The organism is Rhodococcus sp. PD04, assembly GCF_035918275.1.
Lineage (GTDB): Bacteria > Actinomycetota > Actinomycetes > Mycobacteriales > Mycobacteriaceae > Rhodococcus > Rhodococcus rhodochrous.
This window is the reverse complement of sequence record NZ_CP142143.1, coordinates 5,134,330-5,159,770: the sequence shown is the minus strand read 5'-3', so window position 1 is coordinate 5,159,770 and position 25,441 is coordinate 5,134,330. Positions and strand designations below refer to the sequence as shown.

Below are 25,441 nucleotides of genomic sequence, written 5' to 3'. Positions count from 1 at the left end.
AGTCGATCTACCGAGGATGGTGTCCGTGACAACCGCTGAGACGGCCTCGACAACCAGCCGCGACCAGCACGAACAGCTGGTCGGAGAGCTCCGAGACAAGCTCGCTGCCGCAGCACTGGGTGGCAGCGAGAAAGCTCGGGAGCGGCACGTTGCGCGCGGCAAGCTGCTTCCCCGCGACCGTGTGGACGAACTGCTCGACACGGGCAGCCCGTTCCTCGAACTGTCGCCGCTCGCCGCGAACGGCATGTACGACGACGAGTGCCCGGGCGCCGGCATGATCGCCGGCATCGGCCGCGTCGCCGGCCGCGAGTGCGTGATCGTCGCGAACGACGCCACCGTCAAGGGCGGCACCTACTACCCGATCACGGTCAAGAAGCACCTGCGGGCGCAGGAAGTCGCGCTGCAGAACAACCTGCCGTGCCTGTATCTCGTCGACTCCGGCGGTGCCTTCCTGCCGCGGCAGGACGAGGTCTTCCCCGACCGCGAGCACTTCGGCCGCATCTTCTACAACCAGGCCACCATGAGTGCCAAGGGGATTCCGCAGATCGCCGCGGTCATGGGCTCGTGCACCGCCGGCGGCGCCTACGTCCCCGCGATGAGCGACGAGGCCGTCATCGTCCGCAACCAGGGCACCATCTTCCTCGGTGGTCCGCCGCTGGTGAAGGCCGCGACCGGCGAGGTCGTCACCGCGGAGGAGCTCGGCGGCGGCGACCTGCACTCGAAGGTCTCCGGCGTCACCGACCACCTGGCCGAGGACGACCGCGACGCGCTGCGCATCGTGCGCGACATCGTCTCCACCTTCGGTCCGCGCAACCCGCGCCCGTGGGACGTCGAACCCACCGTCGAACCCGAGGCCGACCCCGCCGAGTTGTACGACGTGGTGCCCACCGACTCGCGCATCCCCTACGACGTGCACGAGGTCATCGACCGTGTCGTCGACGGCTCCTCGTTCCACGAGTTCAAGGCCGAATACGGCAAGACGCTCGTCACCGGTTTCGCGCGCATCCACGGCCACCCGGTCGGCATCATCGCGAACAACGGTGTGCTCTTCGGCGAATCCGCCGTCAAGGGAGCGCATTTCATCGAACTGTGCGACAAGCGCTCGATCCCGCTGGTGTTCCTGCAGAACATCTCCGGCTTCATGGTCGGCCGCGACTACGAGGCCGGCGGCATCGCCAAGCACGGCGCGAAGATGGTCACCGCCGTCGCGTGCGCCCGGGTACCGAAGCTGACCGTCGTCATCGGCGGCTCGTACGGCGCCGGCAACTACTCGATGTGCGGTCGCGCGTATTCGCCTCGCTTCCTGTGGATGTGGCCCAACGCCCGCATCTCCGTCATGGGTGGCGAGCAGGCCGCCTCGGTGCTGGCCACGGTGCGTTCCGACCAGCTCGACGCCTCGGGCAAGCCCTGGACGGCCGAGCAGGAGGAGGAGTTCAAGGCTCCGATCCGCGCCCAGTACGAGGAGCAGGGCAATCCCTACTACTCGACCGCGCGCCTGTGGGACGACGGCATCATCGATCCCGCAGACACCAGAAAAGTTCTCGGACTGGCACTGTCGGTGTGCGCCAACGCCCCGCTCGAGCCGGTCTCCTACGGCGTCTTCCGGATGTGAGTGCACCCATGACTGATACGACTCGGATCGACACGGTGTTGGTCGCCAACCGCGGCGAGATCGCGGTGCGCGTCATCCGCACCCTGAAGGCGATGGGTATCCGCTCGGTCGCCGTGTTCAGCGAGGCCGACCGCGACGCCCGGCACGTGCAGGAGGCCGACACCGCGGTGCTGCTCGGACCCGCCGCGGCGCGCGAGAGCTACCTGGTGATCGACAAGGTCATCGACGCGGCGCTCGCCACCGGCGCGCAGGGCATCCACCCCGGTTACGGATTCCTCTCGGAGAACTCGGCTTTCGCCGCCGCGTGCGCCACCGCGGGTATCGCCTTCCTCGGCCCCTCCGCCCACGCCATCGAGACCATGGGCGACAAGATCACCGCCAAGGCCGCGGTGTCGGAGTTCGGCGTTCCCGTCGTGCCCGGCATCTCCCGGCCCGGCCTGAGCGACGACGAACTGATCGCGGGCGCCGAGGACGTCGGCTATCCCGTGCTCGTCAAGCCGTCCGCCGGTGGTGGCGGCAAGGGCATGCGCCTCGTCGAGGACCCGAAGGATCTGCCCGCCGCGCTCGAATCCGCCCGTCGCGAAGCGGCGTCGGCGTTCGGCGACGACACCCTCTTCCTCGAGCGGTTCGTGCAGCGCCCCCGGCACATCGAGGTCCAGGTCCTTGCCGACGCGCACGGCAACGTCGTCCACCTGGGGGAGCGCGAGTGCAGCCTCCAGCGGCGGCACCAGAAGGTCATCGAGGAAGCACCCTCGCCGCTGCTCGACGAGGCCACCCGCGCCCGCATCGGTGAGGCCGCGTGCAACACCGCGCGCAGCGTCGACTACACCGGCGCCGGCACCGTCGAGTTCATCGTCTCCGCCGACAAGCCCGACGAGTTCTTCTTCATGGAGATGAACACCCGACTGCAGGTCGAGCATCCGGTCACCGAGATGGTCACCGGCCTCGACCTCGTCGAATGGCAGGTGCGCATCGCCGCGGGCGAGCCGCTCGGCTTCACCCAGGACGACATCACCCTCACCGGCCATGCGATCGAGGCCCGCGTCTACGCCGAGGACCCGGCCCGCGGCTTCCTCCCCACCGGCGGCGAGATCGCCGACGTCGTCGAACCCACCGGCCCCGGTGTGCGCGTCGACTCCGGCATCCGCGCCGGCACCGTGGTCGGCAGCGACTACGACCCGATGCTCGCCAAGGTCATCGCCCACGCCGACGACCGCGCCGGAGCGCTGCGTCGCCTCGACCGGGCGCTCGCGCAGACCGCCGTGCTCGGCGTCGTCACCAACGTCGACTTCGTGCGGTTCCTGCTCGCCGACGACGACGTCGTGGCCGGTGCGCTCGACACCGGACTCCTCGACCGCCGGGTCGGCGACTACACCGCCCCCACCACCGCCGATTCCACGCTCGTCGCCGCGGCGATCCTGCGGTGGCTCGACCGCTGGTTGGGCGACACCACCGATCCGTGGGCGGTGCCCGACGGCTGGCGCGTCGGTGCCCACCGGCCCGTCACGTCGCGGCTCACTTCCGGCGACCGCACCGCACACGTGCGCCTGACCGGAACCCCGGCGGCCGGTGTCGCCGAGGTCGAGGACGGCGAGACCTACCGGTTCAGCGCCGTGCTGCACGGCTCCGATCTGGCGGTCGTGCTCGACGGCCGACGTCACAGCTACCGCGTCGGCGAATCCGACGGTGCGGTCTGGCTTTCCGACGGCCACGGCAGCGTCGCCGTCCGCGAGGTGCGCGAGGCATCGGTCCGCGGCGACGACACGCACGCGGGCGACGCCGACATCACGAGCCCGATGCCCGGCGCCGTCATCGCGGTGTCCGTCGCCTCCGGCGACACCGTCACGGCCGGACAGACGCTCGTCGTCGTCGAGGCCATGAAGATGGAACATTCGCTCACCGCCCCCATCGACGGCACCGTCGAACTGTTCGCGGCCGCCGGTGAGCAGGTCAAGGTCGATCAACTTCTCGTGCGAGTCACCCCGCACGCCGACACGGAGGATGCACAGTAATGACGGAATACCTGGCCACGGGTCAACTTCCCGACGAGTACGAGCAGCTGCGCAAGACGGTCGCCGACTTCGCCCGCACGGTGGTCGCGCCGGTCGCCGCCAAGCACGACGCCGAGCACTCGTTCCCCTACGAGGTCGTGCAGGGCATGGCCGAGATGGGCCTGTTCGGTCTGCCGTTCCCCGAGGAGTACGGCGGCATGGGCGGCGACTACTTCGCGCTGTGCCTCGCCCTCGAGGAACTCGGCAAGGTCGACCAGTCCGTCGCCATCACCCTCGAGGCCGGTGTCTCGCTCGGTGCGATGCCGATCTACCGCTTCGGCAACGAGAAGCAGAAGGAGGAGTGGCTGCCGCAGCTCGCAAGCGGCCGCAACCTCGCGGCCTTCGGTCTCACCGAGCCGGGTGCGGGCAGCGACGCCGGAGGCACCAAGACCACCGCCAAGCTCGAGAACGGCGAGTGGATCATCAACGGCAACAAGCAGTTCATCACCAACTCCGGCACCGACATCACCTCGCTCGTGACCGTCACCGCCGTCACCGGTGTGCGGGAGAACGGCAAGAAGGAGATCTCCACGATCCTCGTGCCGACCTCCACGCCGGGCTTCACCGCCGAACCTGCCTACAACAAGGTCGGCTGGAACGCCTCCGACACGCATCCGCTCACCTTCGCCGACGTGCGGGTGCCCGAGGAGAACCTCCTCGGCGAGCGGGGCCGCGGCTACGCCAACTTCCTGCGCATCCTCGACGAGGGCCGCATCGCGATCGCCGCGCTGTCGACCGGCGCCGCGCAGGGTTGCGTCGACGAATCGGTGAAGTACGCCAAGGAGCGCGAGGCCTTCGGCAGCCCGATCGGCAGCAACCAGGCCATCGCCTTCAAGATCGCCCGCATGGAGGCACGTGCGCACGCCGCACGCACCGCCTACTACGACGCCGCCGCCGCGATGCTCGCCGGCAAGCCGTTCAAGAAGCAGGCCGCGGTCGCCAAGCTCGTCGCGTCCGAGGCCGCGATGGACAACGCGCGCGACGCGACGCAGATCCACGGCGGCTACGGCTTCATGAACGAGTACGCCGTGGCGCGCCACTACCGCGACAGCAAGATCCTCGAAATCGGTGAGGGCACCACCGAGGTGCAGCTCATGCTCATCGGACGGGAGCTGGGACTGTGAGCGAGACCGACACCACCGTGGAGAAACGGATCGTCCAGCGCGGCCTGTGGTTCGAGGAATTCGAACTCGGCGCGATCTACGAGCACCGCCCCGGCCGGACGATCACCGAGGCCGACAATACGCTGTTCACGACGCAGACGATGAACACGCAGGCGCTGCACCTCGATGCCGCCTACGCCGCCGAGACGAGTTTCGGTGAGCGTCTGGTCAATTCGATGTTCACGCTCTCGACGATCGTGGGACTGTCGGTCGCCCAGCTCACGCAGGGCACGATCGTCGCGAACCTCGGATTCTCCGAGATCTCCTTCCCCAAGCCGCTCTTCCACGGCGACACGCTCTACGCCGAGACGAAGATCGTCGACAAGCGCGAGTCGAAGAGCCGGCCGGGGGAGGGCATCGTCACCCTCGAACACACCGGTCGCAACCAGCACGGCGACGTCGTCGCCGTCGCCGTGCGCAAGACCCTCGTCCAGAAGAGGCCCACGACATGACCTGGGAACTCCCCGGCCCCGCATGGCTTTTCTGTCCCGCCGATCGTCCGGAGCGCTACGCCAAGGCCGCCGAACGCTCCGACGTGGTGATCATCGACCTCGAGGATGCCGTCGCACCGGCCGACAAGCAGGCCGCCCGTGAGGCGCTGATCGCCACCCCGCTCGACCCCGAACGCACCGTGGTGCGGGTCAACCCGGTGGGCACGGCCGACCACGAGGCCGATCTCGAGGCGCTGCGCCGTACGTCGTACACGCGGGTCATGCTGCCCAAGTGCGAGAGCGGCGACGAGGTGCGCTCGCTCGCACCGCTCGAGGTGGTCGCGCTCATCGAGTCGCCCCTCGGGGTGCTCGCGGTGGAGGACATCGCCGTCGCCGAGAACACCCTCGGAATGATGTGGGGTGCCGAGGATCTCGTCGCCGGACTCGGTGGCAACGCAAGCCGTCGCGCCGACGGGACGTACCGCGCGGTCGCGCAGCACGCCCGGTCGGTGACCCTGCTCGCCGCGAAGGGTCACGCCCGCTGGGCACTCGACTCGGTGTACCTGAACATCAAGGACACCGACGGTCTCCACGAGGAGGCCCTCGACGCCGTAGCGGTCGGATTCGACATCAAGGTGTCGATCCATCCGAGTCAGGTCGACGTCGTCCGCCGGGCGTACGCGCCCACCCCCGAGGAGGAGGCGTGGGCGCGACGCGTCCTCGAGGCCGCCGAATCGGAGCGCGGCGTCTTCGATTTCGAAGGGAAGATGGTCGACGCCCCGGTGCTGCGCCACGCCGAACGCGTGCTGCAGCGCGCGTCGGCTGCCGCCTCGGCATGACCGCGCGTCACCGGGGACGGTGACGCAACAACTGAGTGAGACGGTGAGCGCTGTCGAGCAGCGCCTCACCGAGTTCGGGCACACGATCGGGCCGGAACCGGCTCTCCACGCCGGTCAGACTCAACGCCCAGGTCGGGGCGCCGCGGTGATCGAACACCGCGGCGCCCATTCCCCAACTGCCCTCCACGATCAGCGCCGGATTGACGGCGTAGCCGGCCAGCCGAGTCGCCTCGATCCGTTTCTCCAGTGCGGGTCGCGCATGGTCCGGTCCCCAATTCTCCGTGAGATCCACCCGCGACAGATACGCCTCGATGTCCTGATCGGGCATGTGCGCGAGGATCGCCAGCCCCGCCGACGCCACCCCGAGCGGGAACCGGATCCCGATGTGGAGCACGTGCGAACGCAGCGGGAAGCTGCCCTCCTCCATCGCCAGGCACACCGTCTCGTCGCCCCGCCGCGCGGAGAGGAAGACGCTCTCGCCGGTCGCGCGCGCCAGATCGCGCAGCACGTCGCCCGCGAGGTCGGTGATGTCGTAGCGCACCGATGCGAGCGATCCCAGCAGGTAGAGCTCGGGTCCGAGGGCCCAGCGTCCCGAGGCCGGATCCCGGTCGACGAGCCCCTCGTCGGCGAGCGAGCTGAGCAGGCGGTGCACCGTGGGCCGGGCGAGATCGGTGCTGCGCGCAACCTCGGAGGTCGTCACCCCTTCCGGCTCGTGCGACGAGACGGTGCGCAGCAGAGCGGCGATCCGCGTGACCAGTTGACCCCGTGCATCGGACGACATGTATCGATTCTACGTCCATTCAGTGAACGCATATGGGGTCTCCGTTCGATGAACGACCAATTTTCGGCAGATTTCGGCAGGTACTTGTGTTCGCCACCTGCAGACTTTTTAGTAGAAACCAAGAATGTGACCGCGTTCATCCAGTGGACGTGATTCGTCCAGCGGAGCCCCGGCGGCTCCCCCGGAACCCGAGAGGTGAGAGTTGGCAACGAAAGTGTTCGAGACGGCGGCGGAGGCCGTCGCCGACATCCGTGACGGTGCGACGCTCGCGGTGGGCGGATTCGGACTGTGCGGTATCCCCGACATCCTGATCCAGGCCATCGCCGACACCGGGGCCACCGACCTCGAGGTGTTCTCCAACAACTGCGGCGTCGACGGCCACGGTCTCGGAATCCTGCTGGGCAGCAAGCGCATCAGCCGGGTCACCGCATCGTACGTCGGGGAGAACAAGGAATTCGCCCGGCAGTACCTCTCGGGTGAACTCGAGGTGGAGCTGACCCCGCAGGGCACTCTCGCCGAGAAGCTCCGCGCCGGCGGCGCGGGCATCCCCGCATTCTTCACCCCCGCCGGTGTCGGCACGCCTATCTCGCAGGGCGGACTGCCGTGGAAGTACAACGCCGACGGTTCGATCGCCGTGGCGTCGCCGGCGAAGGAGATCCGCGAGTTCCGCGGCAAGCGGTACGTGCTCGAGGAGTCCATCACCGCCGACTTCTCGCTCGTGCACGCCCTCAAGGGCGACACCGAGGGCAACCTGGTGTTCAACAAGGCCGCGATGAACTTCAACCCGCTCGCCGCGATGGCCGGTCGCGTGTGCATCGCCCAGGTCGAAGAACTCGTCGAGCCGGGCGAGATCGATCCGGGCGAGGTGCACCTGCCGGGAATCTTCGTGAACCGGGTCGTGCACACCGGTGTCCAGGACAAGCAGATCGAAAAGCGCACCGTCAGCGCCGCGAAGGGAGCGTAGAAGATGACCACAGCTGTCGAGACACAGGGGTGGACGCGCACGCAGATGGCCGCGCGTGCCGCGCAGGAACTCTCGCCGGGGGAGTACGTCAACCTCGGTATCGGCCTGCCGACGCTGATCCCCAACTACCTGCCCGAGGGTGTGCACGTGACCCTGCACAGTGAGAACGGCATCCTGGGCACCGGGCCGTACCCCACCGAGGATTCGGTCGATCCCGACCTGATCAACGCCGGCAAGGAGACCGTGACGGTCAACCCCGGCGCTGCCTTCTTCGACTCGGCGCTGAGCTTCGGCATGATCCGCGGCGGCCACATCGACACCGCGGTGCTCGGCGGCATGGAGGTCTCGGCCACCGGCGATCTGGCCAACTGGATGGTGCCCGGCAAGATGGTCAAGGGCATGGGCGGGGCGATGGATCTCGTCCACGGTGCCCGCAAGGTCATCGTGCTCATGGAGCACACCGACAAGCAGGGCAACCCGAAGATCGTCTCGGAGTGCTCGCTGCCGCTCACCGGTGAGGGCGTGGTGCAGCGCATCATCACCAACCTCGCGGTGATCGATGTGACCGCCGACGGCCTCGTCCTGACCGAGTGCGCCCCGGGCGTCACCGAGGAGCAGGTGCGCGCTGCGACCGGAGCACCGCTCACCCTTCCCTGACGACCGGCCGGTTCCGCCTGCGGAACCACCGGAAGATCCACCTTCTCCGCGCGACCCCGGTCTCGGACTCCGTCTCGAGCCGGGGTCGCGTCGAGTTCAGGGCCGTGCGGGCCTCCTCGCGACGACGTGCCCGCTCGACCCTCCACACCTCCACCATCTCCTCGGTGTCGACCTTGTGGATCGGTACGGGCAGGCCGCTCGGGAAACGCAGACAGTCGGCGATCCGCCGGTTGAGATCGGAGACGATCTCGCGCACCACCTTCTCGCTGGGCGCCGAGCCGACCGTGTCGGGCAGCCGCTCGATCTCGCGCCGCAACTGCAGTTCGGGCGGCAGCAACGCTTCCGTCGACAGACCCTCGCGCGCCAGATAACTCTTCACCCACCACAGCTCGTCGTCGCCGTGATCGGGGATGGGTTTGCCGTAACCGGGCAGATCGTCGAAATCGCCGCGGTCCTGCGCCACACGGATCTGACGTTCGATCCACGTCTCGAACGTCAGATCCCACCGCTTGCGCTCGGTCACACATCCAGGATGCCAGCGCGGGCGCCTGTCCCGCGTGCGGAGCGAGGTGTCCTAACCTGAGCCACGTGGAAGGACAGCGCGAGTCGCCGGTGCATGCCCGCCCGCCGGGCGACGGGGTGGACACCAACACGGTGCTCGGCAAGGTCGTCACCGTGCTGTGGGCGTTCACCGCCGACGACCACGTTCTCACCCTCGCCGAACTGGGCCGACGCACCGGTCTGCCGAAGGGGACGCTGCACCGCATCGTCACCGATCTCGTCGCCGTCCGGTTGCTCGACAAGGATCCGGCGGGTTACCGCCTGAGCGGTCAGCTCTTCGAACTGGGTCTGCGCGCCTCCGTCGAGCGGGGCCTGGTCGAGGTTGCGATCCCGTTCATGGAGGACCTCTACGAACGCACCCACGAGACCGTGCACCTCGGTGTCCCCGAAGGCGTCGAGGTCGTCTACGTCTCGAAGATCGGTGGGCACCGGCCTGCCTCCACGCCGTCCCGGATCGGTGGGCGAATGCCCATGTACTGCACCGGGATCGGGAAGGCGCTTCTCGCGTTCTCCCCACCGGAGCTGCTGGCCGAGGTGGTCGAGGCCGGGTTGGCGCGCAAGACTCCCCGCACCATCACGACCCCCGGGCGGCTCGGGGCGAATCTCGCGACCGTGCTCGAGCGCGGGGTGGCGTTCGAATTCGAGGAGTCCGCGGTCGGCCTGGCCTGTGTCGCCGCCCCGATCTTCGACGCGGACGAGCGTCCCATCGCGGCGGTGAGCGTCACCGGTCCCGTCACCCGGTTCCGTCCGGAGAAGCACGAGGGCGCGGTGAAGGCCGCCGCCGCGGGGATCGCCGCCACCCACGCCCGGCGCGAGGCCATCCGCAACCTCTGAGCGCACACGTTCCACTCACCGGAACGACCCCCTGTACGGGGGCGGACCCCGCCGCCACGATGGTCGTAATCCATCGAACGACGAGGACGTGATGACTACCAGCTCCAACACCACATCAGCGGCGGATCGCACCCGCATCGCCGGTGCGGCGGCCGACCGTCTCATCGAGGCCACACGCAGCTCTGCACCGTGCGGTCCGGTCCGCGACCTGCTCGGGGAGACCGACATCGACCTGGCGTACGCGGTGCAGCAGCAGCTCACCGACCGCCGGCTCGCCGAAGGTGCCCGCATCGTCGGACGCAAGATCGGCCTGACCTCCCCGGCGGTGCAGCAGCAGCTCGGTGTCGATCGCCCCGACTTCGGTGTCCTCTTCGAGGACATGGACGTGACCGCTCTCGACGAGGTGCCCAGCGAGCGCCTGCTGCAGCCGAAGGCCGAGGCCGAGATCGCCTTCGTCCTCTCCGCCGACCTCGACTCGGACGATCTCGATCTCGCGACCGTCCGCGCCGCCGTCGGACACGCGGTCGCCGCTCTCGAGATCGTCGACAGCCGCGTCGCCGGCTGGGACATCAAGATCACGGATACGGTCGCGGACAACGCATCCAGCGGCCTGTACGTGCTCGGCTCGCAGACGCTCACCCTCGACGAGTTCGAGCCGATCGACGCCACCATGCGGATGTACGTCGACGACGAACTCGTCTCCGAGGGCAACGGCGCAGCCTGCCTCGGCGATCCGCTGAACGCCCTGCTGTGGCTCGCACGCACGGCACGCGAGTTCGGGCAGCCCCTGCGCGCAGGGCAGGTCGTGCTGTCGGGGGCCCTCGGCCCGATGGTTCCGGCGCCGCCCGGCGTCACGGTCCGCGCCGAGATCTCCTCGCTCGGCACCGTCACCGCGCGTTTCTCTTCCGAAAGCTCCACCGCACAGGAGAACTCATGACCACCAAGGTTGCCATCATCGGGTCGGGCAACATCGGCACCGACCTGCTCATCAAGATCAAGCGACTGGCCGACGCCGAACTCGAGACCGTCGCCCTCGTCGGCATCGATCCCGAATCCGACGGCCTCGCACGGGCGAAGCGCCTCGGCATCGACGCCATCTCGACCGGTGTAGAAGGACTCGTCGAGCACCCGCGCTTCGACGAGATCGAGATCGTCTTCGACGCAACCTCGGCGAAGGCCCACGAGTACAACGAGAAGGTCCTGCGCCCGCACGGGAAGATGCTCATCGACCTGACGCCGGCCGCGATCGGCCCGTACACGGTGCCGCCGGTGAACCTCACCGAACACCTCGACGCCCCGAACGTCAACATGGTCACCTGCGGTGGCCAGGCCACCATCCCGATCGTCGCGGCCATCTCGCAGGTAACCAAGGTGCACTGGGCCGAGATCGTCGCCTCGATCTCCTCGAAGTCGGCCGGCCCCGGCACCCGCGCCAACATCGACGAGTTCACCGAGACCACCTCGCAGGCCATCGAGAAGATCGGTGGCGCCACGCGCGGCAAGGCGATCATCATCCTCAACCCGGCCGAGCCGCCGATGATCATGCGCGACACCGTGCTCGCGCTCGTCGGTGAGGACCGCAAGGACGAGATCGTCGCGTCCGTCGAGGCGATGGTCGCGAAGGTCCAGGAATACGTGCCCGGCTACACCCTCAAGCAGGAGGTGCAGTTCACCGAGGTCACCGAGCCCATGGAGACGCTCACCGACCACACCGGCCCCCTGTGGAAGGTCGCGGTCTTCCTCGAGGTCAAGGGCGCAGCGCACTACCTGCCCGAGTACGCGGGCAATCTCGACATCATGACCTCCGCGGCGCTGCAGGTCGCACGCGCCGTGGCGGCACGCAAGAAGGATCAGGTGACGGCATGACCGCGGCAACGACGACGACTCGCGAATTCGCAAGCGACGGAACGGCTCTGTACATCCAGGACGTGACCCTGCGCGACGGCATGCACGCCATCCGTCACCGCATCACGCCGCAGGACGTCGCGAAGATCGCCGGTGCGCTCGACCGTGCCGGTGTGGATGCCATCGAGGTCTCCCACGGCGACGGCCTCGCCGGTCACTCGCTGACCTACGGTCCCGGCAGCAACACCGACTGGGAGTGGCTCGAAGCCGCTGCGGAAGCGATCAATTCGGCCACCCTCACGACGCTGCTCCTGCCCGGTATCGGAACCGTCCACGAGCTGAAGCGTGCCTACGAGATCGGCGTGCGGTCGGTGCGCATCGCGACGCACTGCACCGAGGCCGACGTCTCCGCGCAGCACATCGCCGCGGCGAAGGAACTGGGCATGGACGTGTCCGGCTTCCTCATGATGTCGCACATGGCCCCGTCCGAGGAGCTCGCCCGCCAGGCGAAGCTCATGGAGTCCTACGGCGCCGATTGCGTCTACGTCACCGACTCCGGCGGACGCCTCACGATGGACGGCGTCCGCGAGCGTGTGCGTGCCTACCGTGAGGTCCTGAACGACACCACGCAGATCGGCATCCACGCGCACCAGAACCTGTCGCTGTCGGTCGCCAACTCCGTGTGCGCCGTCGAGGAAGGTGTCATCCGCGTCGACGCATCGCTGGCCGGACACGGTGCCGGTGCCGGCAACTGCCCGATCGAGCCCTTCGTCGCCGTCGCCGACCTGCTCGGCTGGAAGCACTCGTGCGATCTGTTCGGGCTGCAGGACGCCGCCGACGATCTCGTTCGCCCGCTGCAGGACCGTCCGGTCCAAGTCGACCGCGAGACCCTCACCCTCGGCTACGCCGGCGTGTACTCGAGCTTCCTGCGGCACGCCGAGACCGCCGCGAGCATCTACGGTCTCGACACCCGCGACATCCTCGTCGAGATCGGCCGTCGCGGCCTCGTCGGTGGCCAGGAGGACATGATCACCGACGTCGCACTCGACCTGCGCAACCGCGCGGGGAACTGACCACCGGCCGCACAAAGCCGGAACAATCGCGTCGGGGCGCGGCACGACCCACCAGGTCGTGCCGCGCCCGCGTGCATGTCTAGTCGGTCAGATCCCGGTAGTCCGGGTGCTTCTCGATGAACTTGTCGACGTACGAGCAGATCGCGACGATGCGCTTGCCGCGGTCGCGGACGTCGTCGAGGGCGAAACCGACGAGCTTGCCTCCGAGTCCCTGACCGGAGTAGCCCTTGTCGATCTCGGTGTGGTCGAAGACGAGGCGGCCGTCGTCGTCGGGGTGGTACTGCGTGTATCCGACGACGGCGTCGTCGTCCCGGACTTCGTACCTCTGCTTCTCGGCGTTGTGCACCACGGTCACGGACGAATCGCTCATGGTCTTCCTCTCACCGTCGACAAGCTGGTGTGTCCCACAGCATAGAGAACGGGCCGCGGCACAATGCCGCGGCCCGTTCTGCTGTGCCGGGTTATTCCGGCGGCGAGATGTGCTGGGCGAGGTACAGCGGCTCGCCGAGCTGCTCGATCAGATCGAGCTGGGTTTCGAGATAGTCGATGTGTTCTTCCTCGTCGGCAAGGATCTCCTCGAAGATGTTGGCCGAGGTGATGTCGCTGACCGAGCGCATGTACTCGGCTCCCTTCCGGAGCCGGTCGCGGGCCTCGATCTCCACCTGCAGGTCGGCTTCGAGCATCTCCTTGACGGTCTGCCCCAGACGCAACGCCCCGAGGCGCTGGTAGTTGGGGAGTCCGTCGAGATAGAGGATCCGATCGGTGAGTCTCTCGGCGTGACGCATCTCGTCGAACGACTCGTCGCGAGTGTGCTTCGCGAGTTTCGCCCATCCGCGGTTGTCCTGCATCTTCGAATGCAGGAAGTACTGATTGATCGCGGTGAGCTCGGCGGTGAGTTGTTCGTTGAGCAACTCGATGACCTTCTTGTCGCCCTTCATGGCACCTCCCGGGGTGAACCATCAGGTTTACCGCCGGGTAGGGGCTGGCTACACGGCGGTCTCGAGTTCGATCGTCTCATTCCGCTCGCGGGCCTGCCGGATGATCGCCGAGATGTTCCGGACGCAGCTGCCACAATCGGTGCCGGCGCGGCACTTGGCGCTCACCTCGCGGGTACAGCGTGCTCCCGCAGCCACCTCTGCCTCGATGTGGTGGTGGGTAAGAGCGTGGCAACTGCAGACGATCATCAGAGCCACCTTTCTGCGACTGAGGAAACACTCACTTAGGTTGTCCAAACCTTACATCGGCTTAGGCTAGCCTAGCTTGTGATCGTAGTCACAGAAAAGGGGGCCCGGATCCGTGTTATGCCCAGGTCTGTCCCAGGGTGTGCTACTGCAGCTACTGCTGTTGCAGGTGTTGCGATACCACCTGGTTGATCCGGTGCAAACCGGGCGAGGTGAGGCCGGGGATCTGGTTCTCGATCGTGCGCACCAGCGACGAATCGTCGAGAACCTTCTCGCTCGACTGGATCAGGACGGTGCCGGCACCCGTGAAATCGAACTGCCGTTCCTCGCCCGACTGCACACCGAAACGACGTGCCCCCGCCGAGACGAAGCCGGTGATCCACGATTCGTCGTAGTGATGACTGGGGGACGGGCAGTCGGCCCAGCCGACGAGCGCCTCGGGATCGACCCGCAGCGGCGGCTCGGCGAACATCACCGGCCCGTTCGACGACGCGAGGAAGCGGCCGGTACCGATGAGGGTGAGGAAGCCCGGGACGATCGACTGGTTGAGGGACAGGCCCGGTTCGAAGGCCAGCAGATTGGCCTGCCGGATCGTGAGGTTGCCGTCGTCGAGGTCGTACGAATTGATGTCGTATCCGCGGTCACCGATGATCAGTTTCCCGAAGCCTTCCGCCACGACGTAGTCGCCGAGATAGAGCGGAGCGGAGAACTGCTGGGCCACCATGTGCAGCAGATGTCCCTGCAACCCGTGGGTGAGCGCCGAGAACTGCACCTGGCCGTAGTACGCGATCATCGCGCCCTTCGACAGGAACCAGGGCGTCTGCAGGTCGATGCAATAGGCATAGGGGTTGCCCGGCACGTTGTCGCTGCCGCCGAAGCTCGACGGGTTCAGAACGGTACTCACAGCTTCTCCTCCGATGCCTGCACGTAGACGATGCCCTGTCCGCTGCATTCGAGTTGCATGGCCTCCCCGCCGGTGCGACCGACGTTCCGCCAGCTCATCGACGACTTCAGTTCGGTGCGGACCGGGCCGTAGGACGCCACGAACGCCTGTGGGTCGACGACCACCGGCGTCGGGCCGCCCACCTGGAGTTCGAACACGCCACCGTGGGCGAGCAGCACCGCCGCACCCTGCCCGGTCAGCTGGGTGGTGAACATGCCGGTGCCGGTCATCGCGCCGGTGGCGGCGCCGCGCAGTGCCCCGAGCAGACCACCGCCGCCCCCGCCACCACCGGAGGCCGCGGCCACCGAGACGACCGTGGACTGCAGACCGGTGGTGTGGGCGAGCAGACGCGACGCCTCCACCCGCAGCTCGCCGCCCGCGGACATGTCGACGATGTGCGTCTCGAGACCGCGGAAGCCGTAGTGCACGACGCCGTCGCCCTGCGCCAGCATCGTGGCCTCGTGCTCACCCTGCAGCATGCGTCCCGCCATGCCGGCGAGACCACCGAGACCGGGAGCGCCCCCGACGCCACCGGGAACACCGTGGGGGGAGAACCGGACGTTGCCGGTGTAGAACAGCATCGCGCCGCGGCGGGCCACGACGGGACCGGACTGCCGCAGGTCGACGCGCACGACCTTGCCGTTGATCTTCGTGAAGCTCATCTGTTCCTACCGTTCCGCCGGCTGGATGGAGACCACGCCCACGCCGTCCCACTTCAGGGAGAACGCCTCGCCGCTGCCCTGGCCGATGGCCGAGCGCCACGACACGTCGGTGACGAACGACTGCGTGAGCTGACCCTTCGCGCACACGAAGGCGTCGGGATCGACGACGAGGGGATACTGCGGCGACACCTCGAGATGGATGAGCGGACCTCCGGCCGAGAGCAGCGCGACCTGCCCGGTCCCCGTCACCGTCGTGGTGAACAGGCCCTGGCCGCTCATGCCGCCGCGCAGGCCCGCGAACGTCACGTTCGTGTTCAGGTTCCCGCTCAGCGCCAGCAGCTGCTCGGACTCGACCTGCAGGGTCTCGTTGTTCAGCTCCAGCACCGTGACGTCCTGCGCCTGGTGCGCGAAGTAGACGACACCCGTGCCGCTGCACTCCATGAGCGAGAGCCCCTCGCCCGTCGCGCGTTGCCGCAGCCCGGCGAGAACACCCTCACCGCCACCGAAACCGGCGGACTTGAAACCGACCTGCCCCTCGTACGCCACCATCGACCCCGACAGGGCGCGGACGGACGAATTGCTCAGGTGGGCTTCGATCACCCTCTTGGTCTTCACGACTAGCCGCATGGCGGGAAACGATAGTCGGAAACGACTTCGGTGGAGCAGACCCCGGATAGCGGGGCCTACTCCACCGAAGAACTACAGAAGACCTACAGCCCCAGATCCTTGGCGATGATCGTCTTCATGACCTCGTTGGTGCCGCCGTAGATGCGGGTCACGCGGGTGTCGGCGTAGAGGCGGGCGATGGGGTACTCGGTGATGTAGCCGTAGCCGCCGTGCAGCTGCAGGCACTTGTCGATGATGCGGCCGGCGGCCTCCGTCGCGAACAGCTTCGCGCGGGCGGCGTCGGGCACCGTCAGTTCGTCACGGTCGTTGAGCTCGATCGCGTTGTCGACCATGATCTGCATGGCCTGCAGTTCGGTCGAGCACTCGGCGAGCACGAACTTGGTGTTCTGGAAGGACGCGACCGGCTTGCCGAAGACCTTGCGGTCCTTGGTGTATGCGATGGCGTGCTGGATCGCCGCGGCCGCGGTGGCGGCAGCGCCGAACGCGATGGTGAGACGCTCCTGCGCGAGGTTCTGCGTCAGGTACGAGAACGCCTCGCCCTCCTTGCCGAGCAGATCGGCGACCGGCACCTTCACGTCGTCGAACGACAGCTCGGCGGTGTCCGAGGTCTTGAGGCCGATCTTGTGGAGCTTGCGCCCGACGGCGAAGCCCTCGCTCTTGGTGTCCACCACCAGGATCGACAGGCCACCGCGGCGGTCCTCGGGGTTGTACGGCGAGGTGCGGGCCACGACGAGGATGCGGTCGGCGAGAGCGCCGCCGGTGATGAACGTCTTCGCGCCGTTGAGGACGTAGTGGCTGCCGTCCTCCGAGAGCTTCGCGGTGGTCGCGATGTTGGCGAGGTCGGAACCGGTGCCCGGCTCGGTCATCGCGATCGCGAACATCAGCTCACCCGAGGCGAACCCGGGGAGCCAGCGCTGCTTCTGCTCCTCGGTGGCGTTCTGCATGATGTACGGCAGGATCAGGTTCGAGTGCACCGACGACGAACCGAACGACACACCGGCCGCCGACGCCTCCTCGGCGAGGATCACGTTGAACTTCAGCGACGTCTCGCCGCCTCCGCCGTACTCCTCGGGAACCTGGATGCCGAGGAGCCCGAGTTCGCCCATGCGGTTGTAGAACTCGCGCGGAGGATGGCCGGCCTCTTCCCACTCGGGGTAGACGGGCACGACCTCCTTCGCGATGAAGTCGCGGACGGTCTGACGGAACGCCTCGTGATCCTCGTTGTACAGCGTGCGCTTCACGCGTTGTCCTTCCAGGGATGGATGTGATTGTGGGGGTGGACCTTACAGCGCGTAGCTGCGCAGCACACCCTTGCTGATGATCGTCTTCTGGATCTCGCTGGTGCCCTCACCGATGAGCAGGAAGGGAGCCTCGCGCATGAGGCGCTCGATCTCGTACTCCTTCGAGTAGCCGTAGCCGCCGTGGATGCGGAAGCTGGCCTGGGTGACCTCGGAGCAGTACTCGCTGGTGAGGTACTTGGCCATACCGGCGGCGACGTCGTTGCGCTCACCCGAGTCCTTCAGACGCGCGGCGTTGACCATCATCAGGTGGGCGGCCTCGACCTTGGTGGCCATCTCCGCGAGGGAGAACGAGATCGCCTGGTGCTGGGCGATGGGCTTGCCGAAGGTGGTGCGCTGCTGGGCGTAGCGGGCGGCGAGCTCGAACGCGCGGATCGCGACACCGCATGCGCGGGCCGAGACGTTGACGCGGCCGACCTCGACACCGTCCATCATCTGGAAGAAACCCTTGCCGGGCTCGCCGCCGAGGATCGAATCGGCCGAGGCCTTGTAGTTGTCGAAGACGAGTTCGGTGGTGTCGATGCCCTTGTACCCCATCTTGTCGATCTTTCCGGGGATGGTGACACCCGGGACGACCTCACCGAAGCCGGCGGGCTTCTCGACCAGGAAGGTGGTCAGGTTCTTGTGGGGCTTGTCGGAGCCTTCCTCGGTCTTGACCAGGGCGGCGACGAGGGTGGAGCTGCCGCCGTTGGTCAGCCACATCTTCTGGCCGTTGATGACGTAGTTGCCGTCGGCGTCGCGCTTGGCCTTGGTGCGGATGGCGGCGACGTCGGAGCCGAGTTCGGGCTCGGACATCGAGAACGCGCCGCGAACCTCACCGGTGGCCATGCGCGGCAGGTAGTACTGCTTCTGCTCTTCGGTGCCGTGCTGGCGGATCATGTACGCGACGATGAAGTGGGTGTTGATGACGCCGGAGACGCTCATCCAGCCGCGGGCGAGTTCCTCGACGCACAGCGCGTAGGTCAGCAGCGACTCGCCGAGTCCGCCGTACTCCTCGGGGATCATCAGCCCGAACAGGCCCATCTCGCGCATCTGGTCGACGATGGCCTGCGGGTAGGTGTCCGAGTGCTCGAGTTCCTGAGCGTTCGGGATGATCTCGCGGTCGACGAAGGTGCGGACCGTGTCGAGGATCTCGGACTGGAATTCCGTCAGACCGAGGGTCTGGGCGAGGCGGGTCATGCGTGCTCTTTCTGGGAGATGCGGATGGTGCCGGAAGCTGCGAGGGCGTCGATCTCGTCGTCGGTCAGCCCGAGATGTTCGGTGAGCACCTCGGCGGTGTCGTCGCCGTTGGCCGGCGCGGGGCGGACCTCGGGGTACCGGCCGTCGAAGGACATCGGGGTGCTCGGGGCGTGGTAGCTGCCGATGCGCGGCTGATCGAGCTTGTGGAACATCGGGTTGTCGGTCACGCGCGGGTCGGTGGCGAGCTCGGCGAAGGTGCGATAGCGCTCGTGCAGGATCGAGGTGCCGGCCAAGGCCTTCTCGACCTCGTCGGCGGTGTGGCGGGAGAACCAGGCGCCGAACAGGCTGTTGAGCACGTGGCGGTGTTCGAATCGGGTGCCTTCGTCGCGGAAGTCCACGCCCAGTGCGGATTCGAGGGCAGCCACGGCGTCGGCGGTGCCCGTGAGTCCGGTGAGGTCGCGGAAGTGCCGGGGCGTGAGCGCGACGATCATGAAGCGTGCGCCGTCGCTGGTGGCGAAGTCGGCGCCGTAGGTGCCGTAGACGGAGTTGCCGACCTTCTCCCGGACGGGACGGCCGAGCTGGGCCTCGGCGATGTAGCCGAGATTGCCGACGGTCGCGAACGCGACGTCCTCGAGGGGAAGAACGACCTTCGTTCCGGCGCCGGTGATCTCGCGGCGGTAGACGGCCGAGGCGACCGACAGGGCTGCGTACAGACCGCACGAGACGTCCCAGGCGGGCAGCACGTGGTTGACCGGGGTCGAGACGTTCTCGGCGCCGGTGACCTGCGGGAAGCCGGCGGCGGCGTTGACGGTGTAGTCGACAGCACCGGTGCCGTCGGCGCGGCCGAGGACCTGCACGTGGATCAGGTCGGGGCGGATCGCGGCGAGCTCGTCGTAGTCGAGCCACGAACGACCGGCGGCGTTGGTGACCAGCACTCCTGCGTCGATGATCAGGTCACGGATCAGGTTCTGCGCGTCCGGGTTACGGAAGTCCGCCGCGAACGACCGCTTGCCCTTGTTCAGGCCGGCCCAGTAGATCGACTCGTTGTCGTCGGTGACCGGCCAGCGGCGGTAATCGGCAGCGCCGCCGATCGGGTCGACCCGGATCACGTCGGCGCCGAGCGCGGCCAGGGTCATGCCGCACAGGGGTGCGGCCACGAAGCTGGACACCTCGACCACGCGCACTCCCGCGAGGGGCGCAGTGGACGAGGGCAGCTCGTCGGTGGAAGCGGTGGAGTTCATGCTGGGCTCGCTCGTCGTCGCAGATTGTTTCGGGCACAGTCAGCATGCCCAGGTTTTGCCGCCGGGAACAGCACCGATCGGCTATCGCTCGGTTAGCGCAGACCAATACTCGATGAGGCCTCAATCTGCCTTGTGATGGGTCATAGGTTTCAGTGATCGATTCGTTCGCCTTCCGCTCTTTGCGTCAGGTGACATGGCTCACGTTCAATGCATGCAGACGCCAGGCGTGACGTTCTCACCGACAGCGACATACAGATTGTTCGTTCGTCGGACACCCCCGCTCGAGTTCTGAAGGGACTCCCAGTGACCACAGGCGAAATCGCGCACGACAAGTCGGCGGCCGCCGACGGCCCCGGTGGGCCGGCGACCGGCTCGACCCCTCTCGTGACCCCCGGCCGCGCGTGGAGCATGACCGGTCTGGTCATCTTCCTCTACGTCGTCAACTACGCCGACAAGGCCGTCCTCGGCATCATCGCCCAGCCCCTGGCGCGCGAGCTCGGCATGAGCTCCTCCCAGATCGGCCTGGTCGGATCGCTGTTCTTCGTCACATTCACCGTCGGCGGATTCTTCGCCGGGCCGCTGAACAAGTACATGACCCTCCGCTGGGCCCTGCTGGCCCTCGGCCTGGTGTGGTCGGTGGTCATGCTGCCGCTCGTCGTCAGCGCGAGCTTCGCGATGCTGGTCGTCACCCGCATGCTGCTCGGTCTCGCCGAAGGACCGAGTTCGGCTCTCATGCACACCGCCGCGTACTCGTGGCACCCGCCGGCCAAGCGTGGCCTGCCCGGCGCCTTCCTGGCCGGTTCCGCCTCGGTCGCCAAGATCGCCCTCGCCCCGGTCCTGACCTTCATCACCGTCGAGTGGGGATGGCGTGCCGCGCTGATCTCGCTGTCGGTCCTCGGTGCGGTCTGGATGGGCTCCTGGCTCCTCGGCTGGAAGGAAGGCCCCTACACGACCAAGGCCGTCAAGGGCGCCGAGACCTCCGCGTCGGCTGCCCAGACCGAGCCGTCCGTGCCGTGGCACAAGATCTTCCTCACCCGCACGTTCATCAGCTGCGCGATCCTGATCATGGTCGTCTACGCGCTCACCACCGTCGTCCTGACCTGGCTGCCGTCCTACTTCGAGGTCGGCCTCGGCTACAGCGCTCTGCAGGCCGGCTCGATGTTCGCCCTGCCGTCCATCATCGGTCTGTTCCTCATGATCAGCTCGGGCACGGTCACCGACCGTCTCAGCGCCAAGGGTTACCGCTCGCGGGTCGTCCGCATCATCGTGCCCGCCGTCGGCGTGCTCATCTGCGGTGCCATCCTGGTCTTCCTCCCGTCCATCGGTACGCCGGCCCTCGCCGTCGCGGTCGTCTCCATCGGCTACGGCTTCGGTGCCATCGCGTTCCCGCTGATCAACGCCGCGATCTCCGAGCTGTGCCCGCCGCAGCAGACCGCCGGCACGATGGGTGTCTTCCTCGCCCTGATGGCCGTCGGCGGCCTCGTCGCCCCCTACGGCACGGGTGTCCTCGTCGACAACGCCGCCACTGCGGCGGAGGGCTACGCAACGGCCTTCCAGGTCATCGGCGCACTCGGTGCGCTCGCCGCGATCCTGGTCCTGTTCCTGGCGAACCCGGAGCGTGACCGCAAGATCATCCGGGCTGCGGCCTGACCAGTTCGGCATAGCTTCCGCCTAACGGACGCTTCCGCCGAAAGACTTTCCCCTACCGGCCGGGTGCATGGTCTCCTCGAATGTGAGGACCACCACCCGGCCGGTCGTCGTTTCCCACCACGGTTGCCCGGCAACCGTGTCCCGCAACAGCAAAGGACCGATTCGCATGCGCGATGCCGTGATCGTCGACGCCGTCCGTTCCCCCATCGGACGTCGCGGTGGTGCACTGTCCGAGATCCATCCCGTCAACCTGTCCGCACACGTGCTGACCGTACTGGCCGAGCGGACCGGCCTCGATCCCGCCACGATCGACGACGTCCAGTGGGGTTGCGTGAGCCAGGTCGGCGACCAGGCCGGAATCGTCTCGCGCAGCGCCGTGTTCGCGGCCGGATGGCCGGTCACCGTGCCCGCCACCACCATCAACCGGGCGTGCGGATCGAGCCAGCAGGCCGTGTCCTTCGCTGCCGCGACCGTCATCTCCGGTCAGAACGACGTCGTGATCGCCGGTGGTGTCGAGTCCATGAGCCGCGTGCCGATGGGCAGCTCCAGCAAGGACGGTCAGCACTTCCCACAGAACGTGCTCGACCGCTTCGAGGTCGGAGGCTTCAGCCAGGGCATCGGCGCCGAGATGATCGCCGAGAAGTGGGGCTTCTCCCGCACGCAGCTCGACGAATTCTCGTTGCGCTCGCACGAACTGTCCGCGGCCGCCACCGACGCGGGCGCGTTCACCGGTCAGATCGCCCCGGTCGGCGACTTCGCCACCGACGAGGGCATCCGCCGCGGCGGCACCGTCGAATCGCTCGCCAAGCTCAAGACCGTCTTCAAGGAGGACGGCGTGATCCACGCCGGCAACTCCTCGCAGATCTCCGACGGTGCCGGCGCCCTGCTCATCACCACCAGCGAATACGCTGCGGCACAGGGCTGGACCCCGCTCGCGCGCATCCACACCGCAGTCGTCGCCGCCGCCGACCCGGTCATCATGCTCACCGGCCCGATCCCCGCCACCGAGAAGGCCCTGAAGCGTTCCGGTCTGTCCATCGACGACATCGGCGCCTTCGAGATCAACGAGGCCTTCGCGCCGGTGCCGCTCGCATGGCAGGTCGAGACCGGCGCGAAGCCCGACCGTCTCAACCCGCTCGGCGGCGCGATCGGTGTCGGCCACCCCCTCGGCGGCTCCGGCGCGATTCTCATGACCCGCCTCGTGCACCACATGCGCGACAACGGCATCCGCTACGGTCTGCAGTCGATGTGCGAGGCCGGCGGCATGGCCAACGCCACCATCCTCGAACTTCTCTGAGCCGAAGGCTCTCCAAGATCCACTGATCCCACTTCATTACTCGAACTGCTACGAATTCGAAGGAAACACTATGGAACTCAAGGGTCTGTCCGTCGCCGTCACCGGTGGCGCGTCCGGTCTCGGTCTCGCCACGGCACGTCGCGTCCTGGCGGCCGGCGGCAACGTCACCCTCATCGACCTGCCCAACTCGAACGGTGAGGAGATCGCGAAGGATCTCGGCGACGGCGTCGTCTTCGCTCCCGGCGACGTGACCGATGCGGAGCAGTTCGCGGCGGCTCTCGACGTCGCGCACGAGCGCGGCGGCCTGCGCGGTGTCGTGCACTGCGCCGGCGCCGGACGCAAGATGCGTGTCCTCGACAAGGAGGGCAAGGCCGGTTCGCTCGAGGACTTCGAGTTCGTGATCCGTCTCAACCTCATCGGCTCGTTCAACGCGCTGCGCCTCGGTGCCGAGCGCATGGCCGAACTCGATCTCATCGAGGACGAGCGTGGCGCCGTGGTCATGACGGCCTCCGTCGCGGCCTTCGAGGGCCAGATCGGCCAGATCAACTACTCGGCGTCCAAGGCCGGCATCGTCGGAATGACGATCGTCGCCGCACGCGACCTCGCCAGCAAGGGCATCCGCGTCAACACCATTGCCCCCGGCATCATGGACACCCCGCTGCTCGCCCGCCTGCGCGAGGACGTCCGCAAGTCGCTCGAGGCGACCGTGCCCAACCCGTCGCGCCTCGGCCGCCCCGACGAGTTCGGTCAGCTGGCCACGAACATCCTCGAGAACGGCTACATCAACGGTGAGACGATCCGTCTCGACGGTGCCATCCGTATGGCACCGCGTTGAGCCGGGCGTCGACCATGACCTCGGCTTCCGACCTCGCACAGCGCAGGCTGTCGTACCCTGCGACGACGATGGCGGTGTGGGCACCGAGCCTCGCCGCCGTCTACGGCGACCGGCCGGCGGTGATCGACGACGACCGGGTGCTCACCTACAACGACCTCGACGCACGTTCGGCGCAGTTCGCCGGCGTGCTGCACGAGGCCGGGGTGCGGGCCCGCGACGTAGTGCTCCTGCACCTCGGTAACTGCGTCGAGTTCCACATCGCCTACTACGGTGCGCTCCGCGTCGGAGCGGCGGTCACGCTCGTGAATCCGCTGCAGCCCGAACCGGGTCTGCGCCGGCAGATCGAGGAGACCTCCGCGGCCGCGGCGGTCACCGGTTCCGCGCAGTCCGAGACGCTGTTCCGGGCCGCGGACGGAACGAGCGTCCGGTTGATCGCGGTCGTCTCCGACGAGGCGGTCACCGCACCGGGCGCCGTGCACTTCGGTGATGCGCTCGAAGGGCGTCCGCAGACCTTCGAACCGGTCGTCACCGGCCCGGACGACGTCGCGCACATCGCGTACACCGGTGGCACGACCGGCATTTCGAAGGGCGTCCGGGTACTGCACCGCAACGTCGTCGGCAACGTCACGCAGATGTGCGCGTGGCGCGCGGGGCACCAGCTGGTCGCCGACGTCGACGGGCGGATCTCGCTCGAGCCGATCGACGACCTGAAGATCGCCGGTGCGGTCCCGGGCCAGGGTTCGACGATCGTGGTGTCGCCGCTGTTCCACGCGCACGCGCTGATCAACACGTCGTTCCTGCTCGCGTGCGGCCTGACCCAGGTCCTCGCGGGTCGCTTCGATCCGGCTCGCATGCTCGAACTGATCGAGCGGTACGAGGCCAGCTACATCACCGGCAGCCCGGCGATGTGGCATGCTCTCGCCACGCATCCCGACGTCGAGACCCGCGACCTGTCCACCGTGCGGGTCGTCTCGTCCGGTGCCGCACCGATCGACCATGTGACCCTCGAGAACCTCGAGCGCGCCTTCCCCAACGCGCGCATCGCGGAGGGCTACGGGCTCACCGAGGGCACCTGTGTCGTCACGGCCATGCCGCTCGTCGTCGACTCGGAGTACCGCCTCGGCAGCGTCGGCCTTCCGGTCTTCGACACCGAACTCGAGATCCGGTCGCAGCTCGATCCGGGCGTCGTCCTCCCCGACGGGGAGCGCGGCGAACTGTGGATCCGCGGACCGCAGGTCACCGACGGATATCTCGGACACCCCGAGATCACTGCCGAGCAGTACGTCGACGGCTGGCTCGCCACCGGCGACATCGCCTACCGCGATGCCGACGGATTCGTGTACATCGCCGACCGGGCGAAGGACATGTTGATCTACAAGGGCTACAACGTGTATCCGCGTGAGCTCGAGGAGATCCTGGTGACCCACCCGAAGGTGTCCACCGCGGCGGTCGTCGGCCGGGAGGCGGGCGCGATCGGTCAGGAGCCGGTCGCCTTCGTCGTCCCCGTCGCCGGCGAGGAGCCCGACGCGGAGGAGCTGAAGGCGTACGTCGCCGAACGGGTCCTGCCGTACAAGAAGATCCGCGACGTGGTGGTGGTCGATGCACTGCCGACCTCCGCCGCGGGCAAGATCCTCAAGACCGATCTGCGATCGCGTCTGACAATCTCCTGACCCGCACACGAGAAACCCCCGGCATCGGATGCCGGGGTTTCTTCGTA

General features: G+C 67.7%; 26 protein-coding genes. 15 read left to right on the top strand and 11 right to left on the bottom strand.

What is annotated here, in order from left to right; translation table 11 throughout:
• Positions 1-16 precede the first annotated feature (16 nt).
• From U9J23_RS23700 to U9J23_RS23680, 5 genes are read left to right on the top strand one after another with little or no spacing between them, the layout of a single operon-like run.
• On the top strand, positions 17-1,612 hold the full coding sequence (locus U9J23_RS23700) for a carboxyl transferase domain-containing protein (protein ID WP_059384397.1): 1,596 nt from the start codon (positions 17-19) through the stop codon (positions 1,610-1,612).
• Positions 1,613-1,620: 8 nt separating this feature from the next.
• A complete protein-coding gene (locus tag U9J23_RS23695) occupies positions 1,621-3,624 on the top strand; it encodes an acetyl-CoA carboxylase biotin carboxylase subunit (protein WP_272266147.1) in 2,004 nt (667 codons plus the stop codon).
• The gene (locus tag U9J23_RS23690; RefSeq protein ID WP_085468596.1) at positions 3,624-4,787 is read left to right on the top strand and encodes an acyl-CoA dehydrogenase family protein; all 1,164 of its coding nucleotides are present in this window, start codon (positions 3,624-3,626) and stop codon (positions 4,785-4,787) included. Before U9J23_RS23695 ends, U9J23_RS23690 begins: the two co-directional genes overlap by 1 nt.
• On the top strand, positions 4,784-5,278 hold the full coding sequence (locus U9J23_RS23685; RefSeq protein ID WP_006550752.1) for a MaoC family dehydratase: 495 nt from the start codon (positions 4,784-4,786) through the stop codon (positions 5,276-5,278). The genes U9J23_RS23690 and U9J23_RS23685 overlap by 4 nt, the downstream gene beginning before the upstream one ends.
• On the top strand, positions 5,275-6,096 hold the full coding sequence (locus tag U9J23_RS23680) for an HpcH/HpaI aldolase/citrate lyase family protein (RefSeq protein ID WP_006550751.1): 822 nt from the start codon (positions 5,275-5,277) through the stop codon (positions 6,094-6,096). Before U9J23_RS23685 ends, U9J23_RS23680 begins: the two co-directional genes overlap by 4 nt.
• Positions 6,097-6,103: 7 nt before the next feature.
• Here the strand turns inward: U9J23_RS23680 and U9J23_RS23675 are convergent, their stop codons facing one another.
• Positions 6,104-6,877 (bottom strand): IclR family transcriptional regulator, encoded by a 774-nt coding sequence (locus tag U9J23_RS23675; RefSeq protein WP_016696360.1) that lies wholly within the window; start codon positions 6,875-6,877, stop codon positions 6,104-6,106.
• Between the two features lie 202 nt (positions 6,878-7,079).
• On the opposite strand from U9J23_RS23675, the gene U9J23_RS23670 reads away from it, so the two are divergent.
• Together U9J23_RS23670 and U9J23_RS23665 are read left to right on the top strand one after the other, a co-directional pair.
• A complete protein-coding gene (locus U9J23_RS23670) occupies positions 7,080-7,841 on the top strand; it encodes a CoA transferase subunit A (RefSeq protein ID WP_059384402.1) in 762 nt (253 codons plus the stop codon).
• A 3-nt stretch (positions 7,842-7,844) separates the two neighbouring features.
• Positions 7,845-8,498, top strand: coding sequence for a CoA transferase subunit B (locus tag U9J23_RS23665; protein WP_059384403.1), 654 nt, complete (start codon positions 7,845-7,847; stop codon positions 8,496-8,498).
• Here U9J23_RS23665 and U9J23_RS23660 read toward each other — a convergent pair.
• Complete coding sequence (locus U9J23_RS23660) at positions 8,485-9,021, bottom strand: J-domain-containing protein (protein WP_229583059.1); 537 nt, start codon at positions 9,019-9,021, stop codon at positions 8,485-8,487. The two genes, U9J23_RS23665 and U9J23_RS23660, sit on opposite strands and share 14 nt — an antisense overlap.
• A gap of 116 nt (positions 9,022-9,137) precedes the next feature.
• On the opposite strand from U9J23_RS23660, the gene U9J23_RS23655 reads away from it, so the two are divergent.
• The 4 genes from U9J23_RS23655 to dmpG all read left to right on the top strand — a co-directional run bounded on the left by U9J23_RS23655 (position 9,138) and on the right by dmpG (position 12,811).
• Complete coding sequence (locus tag U9J23_RS23655; RefSeq protein ID WP_272266350.1) at positions 9,138-9,893, top strand: IclR family transcriptional regulator; 756 nt, start codon at positions 9,138-9,140, stop codon at positions 9,891-9,893.
• A 91-nt stretch (positions 9,894-9,984) separates the two neighbouring features.
• A complete protein-coding gene (locus U9J23_RS23650) occupies positions 9,985-10,830 on the top strand; it encodes a 2-keto-4-pentenoate hydratase (protein ID WP_059384406.1) in 846 nt (281 codons plus the stop codon).
• On the top strand, positions 10,827-11,759 hold the full coding sequence (locus U9J23_RS23645; protein WP_059384407.1) for an acetaldehyde dehydrogenase (acetylating): 933 nt from the start codon (positions 10,827-10,829) through the stop codon (positions 11,757-11,759). Before U9J23_RS23650 ends, U9J23_RS23645 begins: the two co-directional genes overlap by 4 nt.
• Entirely contained in the window at positions 11,756-12,811 is a 1,056-nt protein-coding gene (dmpG, locus tag U9J23_RS23640; RefSeq protein ID WP_145708958.1) for a 4-hydroxy-2-oxovalerate aldolase, read from the top strand. Before U9J23_RS23645 ends, dmpG begins: the two co-directional genes overlap by 4 nt.
• A 79-nt stretch (positions 12,812-12,890) precedes the next feature.
• Here the strand turns inward: dmpG and U9J23_RS23635 are convergent, their stop codons facing one another.
• The 9 genes from U9J23_RS23635 to U9J23_RS23595 form a co-directional block, all read right to left on the bottom strand.
• The gene (locus tag U9J23_RS23635) at positions 12,891-13,181 is read right to left on the bottom strand and encodes a GNAT family N-acetyltransferase (RefSeq protein ID WP_016693087.1); all 291 of its coding nucleotides are present in this window, start codon (positions 13,179-13,181) and stop codon (positions 12,891-12,893) included.
• A gap of 91 nt (positions 13,182-13,272) precedes the next feature.
• The gene (gene bfr / locus U9J23_RS23630) at positions 13,273-13,749 is read right to left on the bottom strand and encodes a bacterioferritin (RefSeq protein WP_016693088.1); all 477 of its coding nucleotides are present in this window, start codon (positions 13,747-13,749) and stop codon (positions 13,273-13,275) included.
• A gap of 48 nt (positions 13,750-13,797) precedes the next feature.
• Positions 13,798-13,995: a (2Fe-2S)-binding protein gene (locus U9J23_RS23625; protein ID WP_019290600.1), complete on the bottom strand. Its 198-nt coding sequence runs from the start codon at positions 13,993-13,995 to the stop codon at positions 13,798-13,800.
• Between the two features lie 151 nt (positions 13,996-14,146).
• Positions 14,147-14,896 carry an AIM24 family protein gene (locus tag U9J23_RS23620; protein WP_016693090.1) on the bottom strand — a complete coding sequence of 250 codons (750 nt, stop codon included), beginning with the start codon at positions 14,894-14,896 and terminating at the stop codon, positions 14,147-14,149.
• Entirely contained in the window at positions 14,893-15,597 is a 705-nt protein-coding gene (locus U9J23_RS23615; protein ID WP_145708957.1) for an AIM24 family protein, read from the bottom strand. The genes U9J23_RS23620 and U9J23_RS23615 overlap by 4 nt, the downstream gene beginning before the upstream one ends.
• Before the next feature lie 6 nt (positions 15,598-15,603).
• Complete coding sequence (locus U9J23_RS23610; RefSeq protein WP_026061324.1) at positions 15,604-16,224, bottom strand: AIM24 family protein; 621 nt, start codon at positions 16,222-16,224, stop codon at positions 15,604-15,606.
• Between the two features lie 83 nt (positions 16,225-16,307).
• Positions 16,308-17,465, bottom strand: a complete 1,158-nt coding sequence (locus U9J23_RS23605; RefSeq protein WP_016693092.1) for an acyl-CoA dehydrogenase family protein — start codon at positions 17,463-17,465, stop codon at positions 16,308-16,310.
• Positions 17,466-17,507: 42 nt separating this feature from the next.
• Positions 17,508-18,701: an acyl-CoA dehydrogenase family protein gene (locus tag U9J23_RS23600; protein WP_016693093.1), complete on the bottom strand. Its 1,194-nt coding sequence runs from the start codon at positions 18,699-18,701 to the stop codon at positions 17,508-17,510.
• Entirely contained in the window at positions 18,698-19,942 is a 1,245-nt protein-coding gene (locus tag U9J23_RS23595; protein ID WP_059384411.1) for a CoA transferase, read from the bottom strand. Before U9J23_RS23595 ends, U9J23_RS23600 begins: the two co-directional genes overlap by 4 nt.
• Before the next feature lie 303 nt (positions 19,943-20,245).
• Between U9J23_RS23595 and U9J23_RS23590 the strand changes: the two genes are divergently transcribed.
• The 4 genes from U9J23_RS23590 (at position 20,246) to U9J23_RS23575 (ending at position 25,394) form a co-directional block, all read left to right on the top strand.
• Positions 20,246-21,592, top strand: coding sequence for an MFS transporter (locus U9J23_RS23590; protein WP_272266114.1), 1,347 nt, complete (start codon positions 20,246-20,248; stop codon positions 21,590-21,592).
• 166 nt (positions 21,593-21,758) lie between these two features.
• Positions 21,759-22,889 carry a thiolase family protein gene (locus U9J23_RS23585; protein ID WP_059384413.1) on the top strand — a complete coding sequence of 377 codons (1,131 nt, stop codon included), beginning with the start codon at positions 21,759-21,761 and terminating at the stop codon, positions 22,887-22,889.
• Between the two features lie 70 nt (positions 22,890-22,959).
• Complete coding sequence (locus U9J23_RS23580) at positions 22,960-23,724, top strand: SDR family NAD(P)-dependent oxidoreductase (protein ID WP_272266112.1); 765 nt, start codon at positions 22,960-22,962, stop codon at positions 23,722-23,724.
• Positions 23,725-23,738: 14 nt separating this feature from the next.
• Positions 23,739-25,394, top strand: coding sequence for a class I adenylate-forming enzyme family protein (locus U9J23_RS23575; RefSeq protein ID WP_059384415.1), 1,656 nt, complete (start codon positions 23,739-23,741; stop codon positions 25,392-25,394).
• Positions 25,395-25,441: the final 47 nt, after the last annotated feature.

Coding starts and splice junctions, on each gene's coding strand:
- U9J23_RS23690 (WP_085468596.1), top strand. CDS start 3,624: ATGACGGAATACCTGGCCACGGGTCAACTTCCCGACGAGTACGAGCAG.
- U9J23_RS23625 (WP_019290600.1), bottom strand. CDS start 13,995: ATGATCGTCTGCAGTTGCCACGCTCTTACCCACCACCACATCGAGGCA.
- U9J23_RS23695 (WP_272266147.1), top strand. CDS start 1,621: ATGACTGATACGACTCGGATCGACACGGTGTTGGTCGCCAACCGCGGC.
- U9J23_RS23665 (WP_059384403.1), top strand. CDS start 7,845: ATGACCACAGCTGTCGAGACACAGGGGTGGACGCGCACGCAGATGGCC.
- bfr (WP_016693088.1), bottom strand. CDS start 13,749: ATGAAGGGCGACAAGAAGGTCATCGAGTTGCTCAACGAACAACTCACC.
- U9J23_RS23675 (WP_016696360.1), bottom strand. CDS start 6,877: ATGTCGTCCGATGCACGGGGTCAACTGGTCACGCGGATCGCCGCTCTG.
- U9J23_RS23680 (WP_006550751.1), top strand. CDS start 5,275: ATGACCTGGGAACTCCCCGGCCCCGCATGGCTTTTCTGTCCCGCCGAT.
- U9J23_RS23585 (WP_059384413.1), top strand. CDS start 21,759: ATGCGCGATGCCGTGATCGTCGACGCCGTCCGTTCCCCCATCGGACGT.
- U9J23_RS23700 (WP_059384397.1), top strand. CDS start 17: ATGGTGTCCGTGACAACCGCTGAGACGGCCTCGACAACCAGCCGCGAC.
- dmpG (WP_145708958.1), top strand. CDS start 11,756: ATGACCGCGGCAACGACGACGACTCGCGAATTCGCAAGCGACGGAACG.
- U9J23_RS23645 (WP_059384407.1), top strand. CDS start 10,827: ATGACCACCAAGGTTGCCATCATCGGGTCGGGCAACATCGGCACCGAC.
- U9J23_RS23580 (WP_272266112.1), top strand. CDS start 22,960: ATGGAACTCAAGGGTCTGTCCGTCGCCGTCACCGGTGGCGCGTCCGGT.
- U9J23_RS23595 (WP_059384411.1), bottom strand. CDS start 19,942: ATGAACTCCACCGCTTCCACCGACGAGCTGCCCTCGTCCACTGCGCCC.
- U9J23_RS23600 (WP_016693093.1), bottom strand. CDS start 18,701: ATGACCCGCCTCGCCCAGACCCTCGGTCTGACGGAATTCCAGTCCGAG.
- U9J23_RS23610 (WP_026061324.1), bottom strand. CDS start 16,224: ATGCGGCTAGTCGTGAAGACCAAGAGGGTGATCGAAGCCCACCTGAGC.
- U9J23_RS23650 (WP_059384406.1), top strand. CDS start 9,985: ATGACTACCAGCTCCAACACCACATCAGCGGCGGATCGCACCCGCATC.
- U9J23_RS23635 (WP_016693087.1), bottom strand. CDS start 13,181: ATGAGCGATTCGTCCGTGACCGTGGTGCACAACGCCGAGAAGCAGAGG.
- U9J23_RS23575 (WP_059384415.1), top strand. CDS start 23,739: ATGACCTCGGCTTCCGACCTCGCACAGCGCAGGCTGTCGTACCCTGCG.
- U9J23_RS23615 (WP_145708957.1), bottom strand. CDS start 15,597: ATGAGCTTCACGAAGATCAACGGCAAGGTCGTGCGCGTCGACCTGCGG.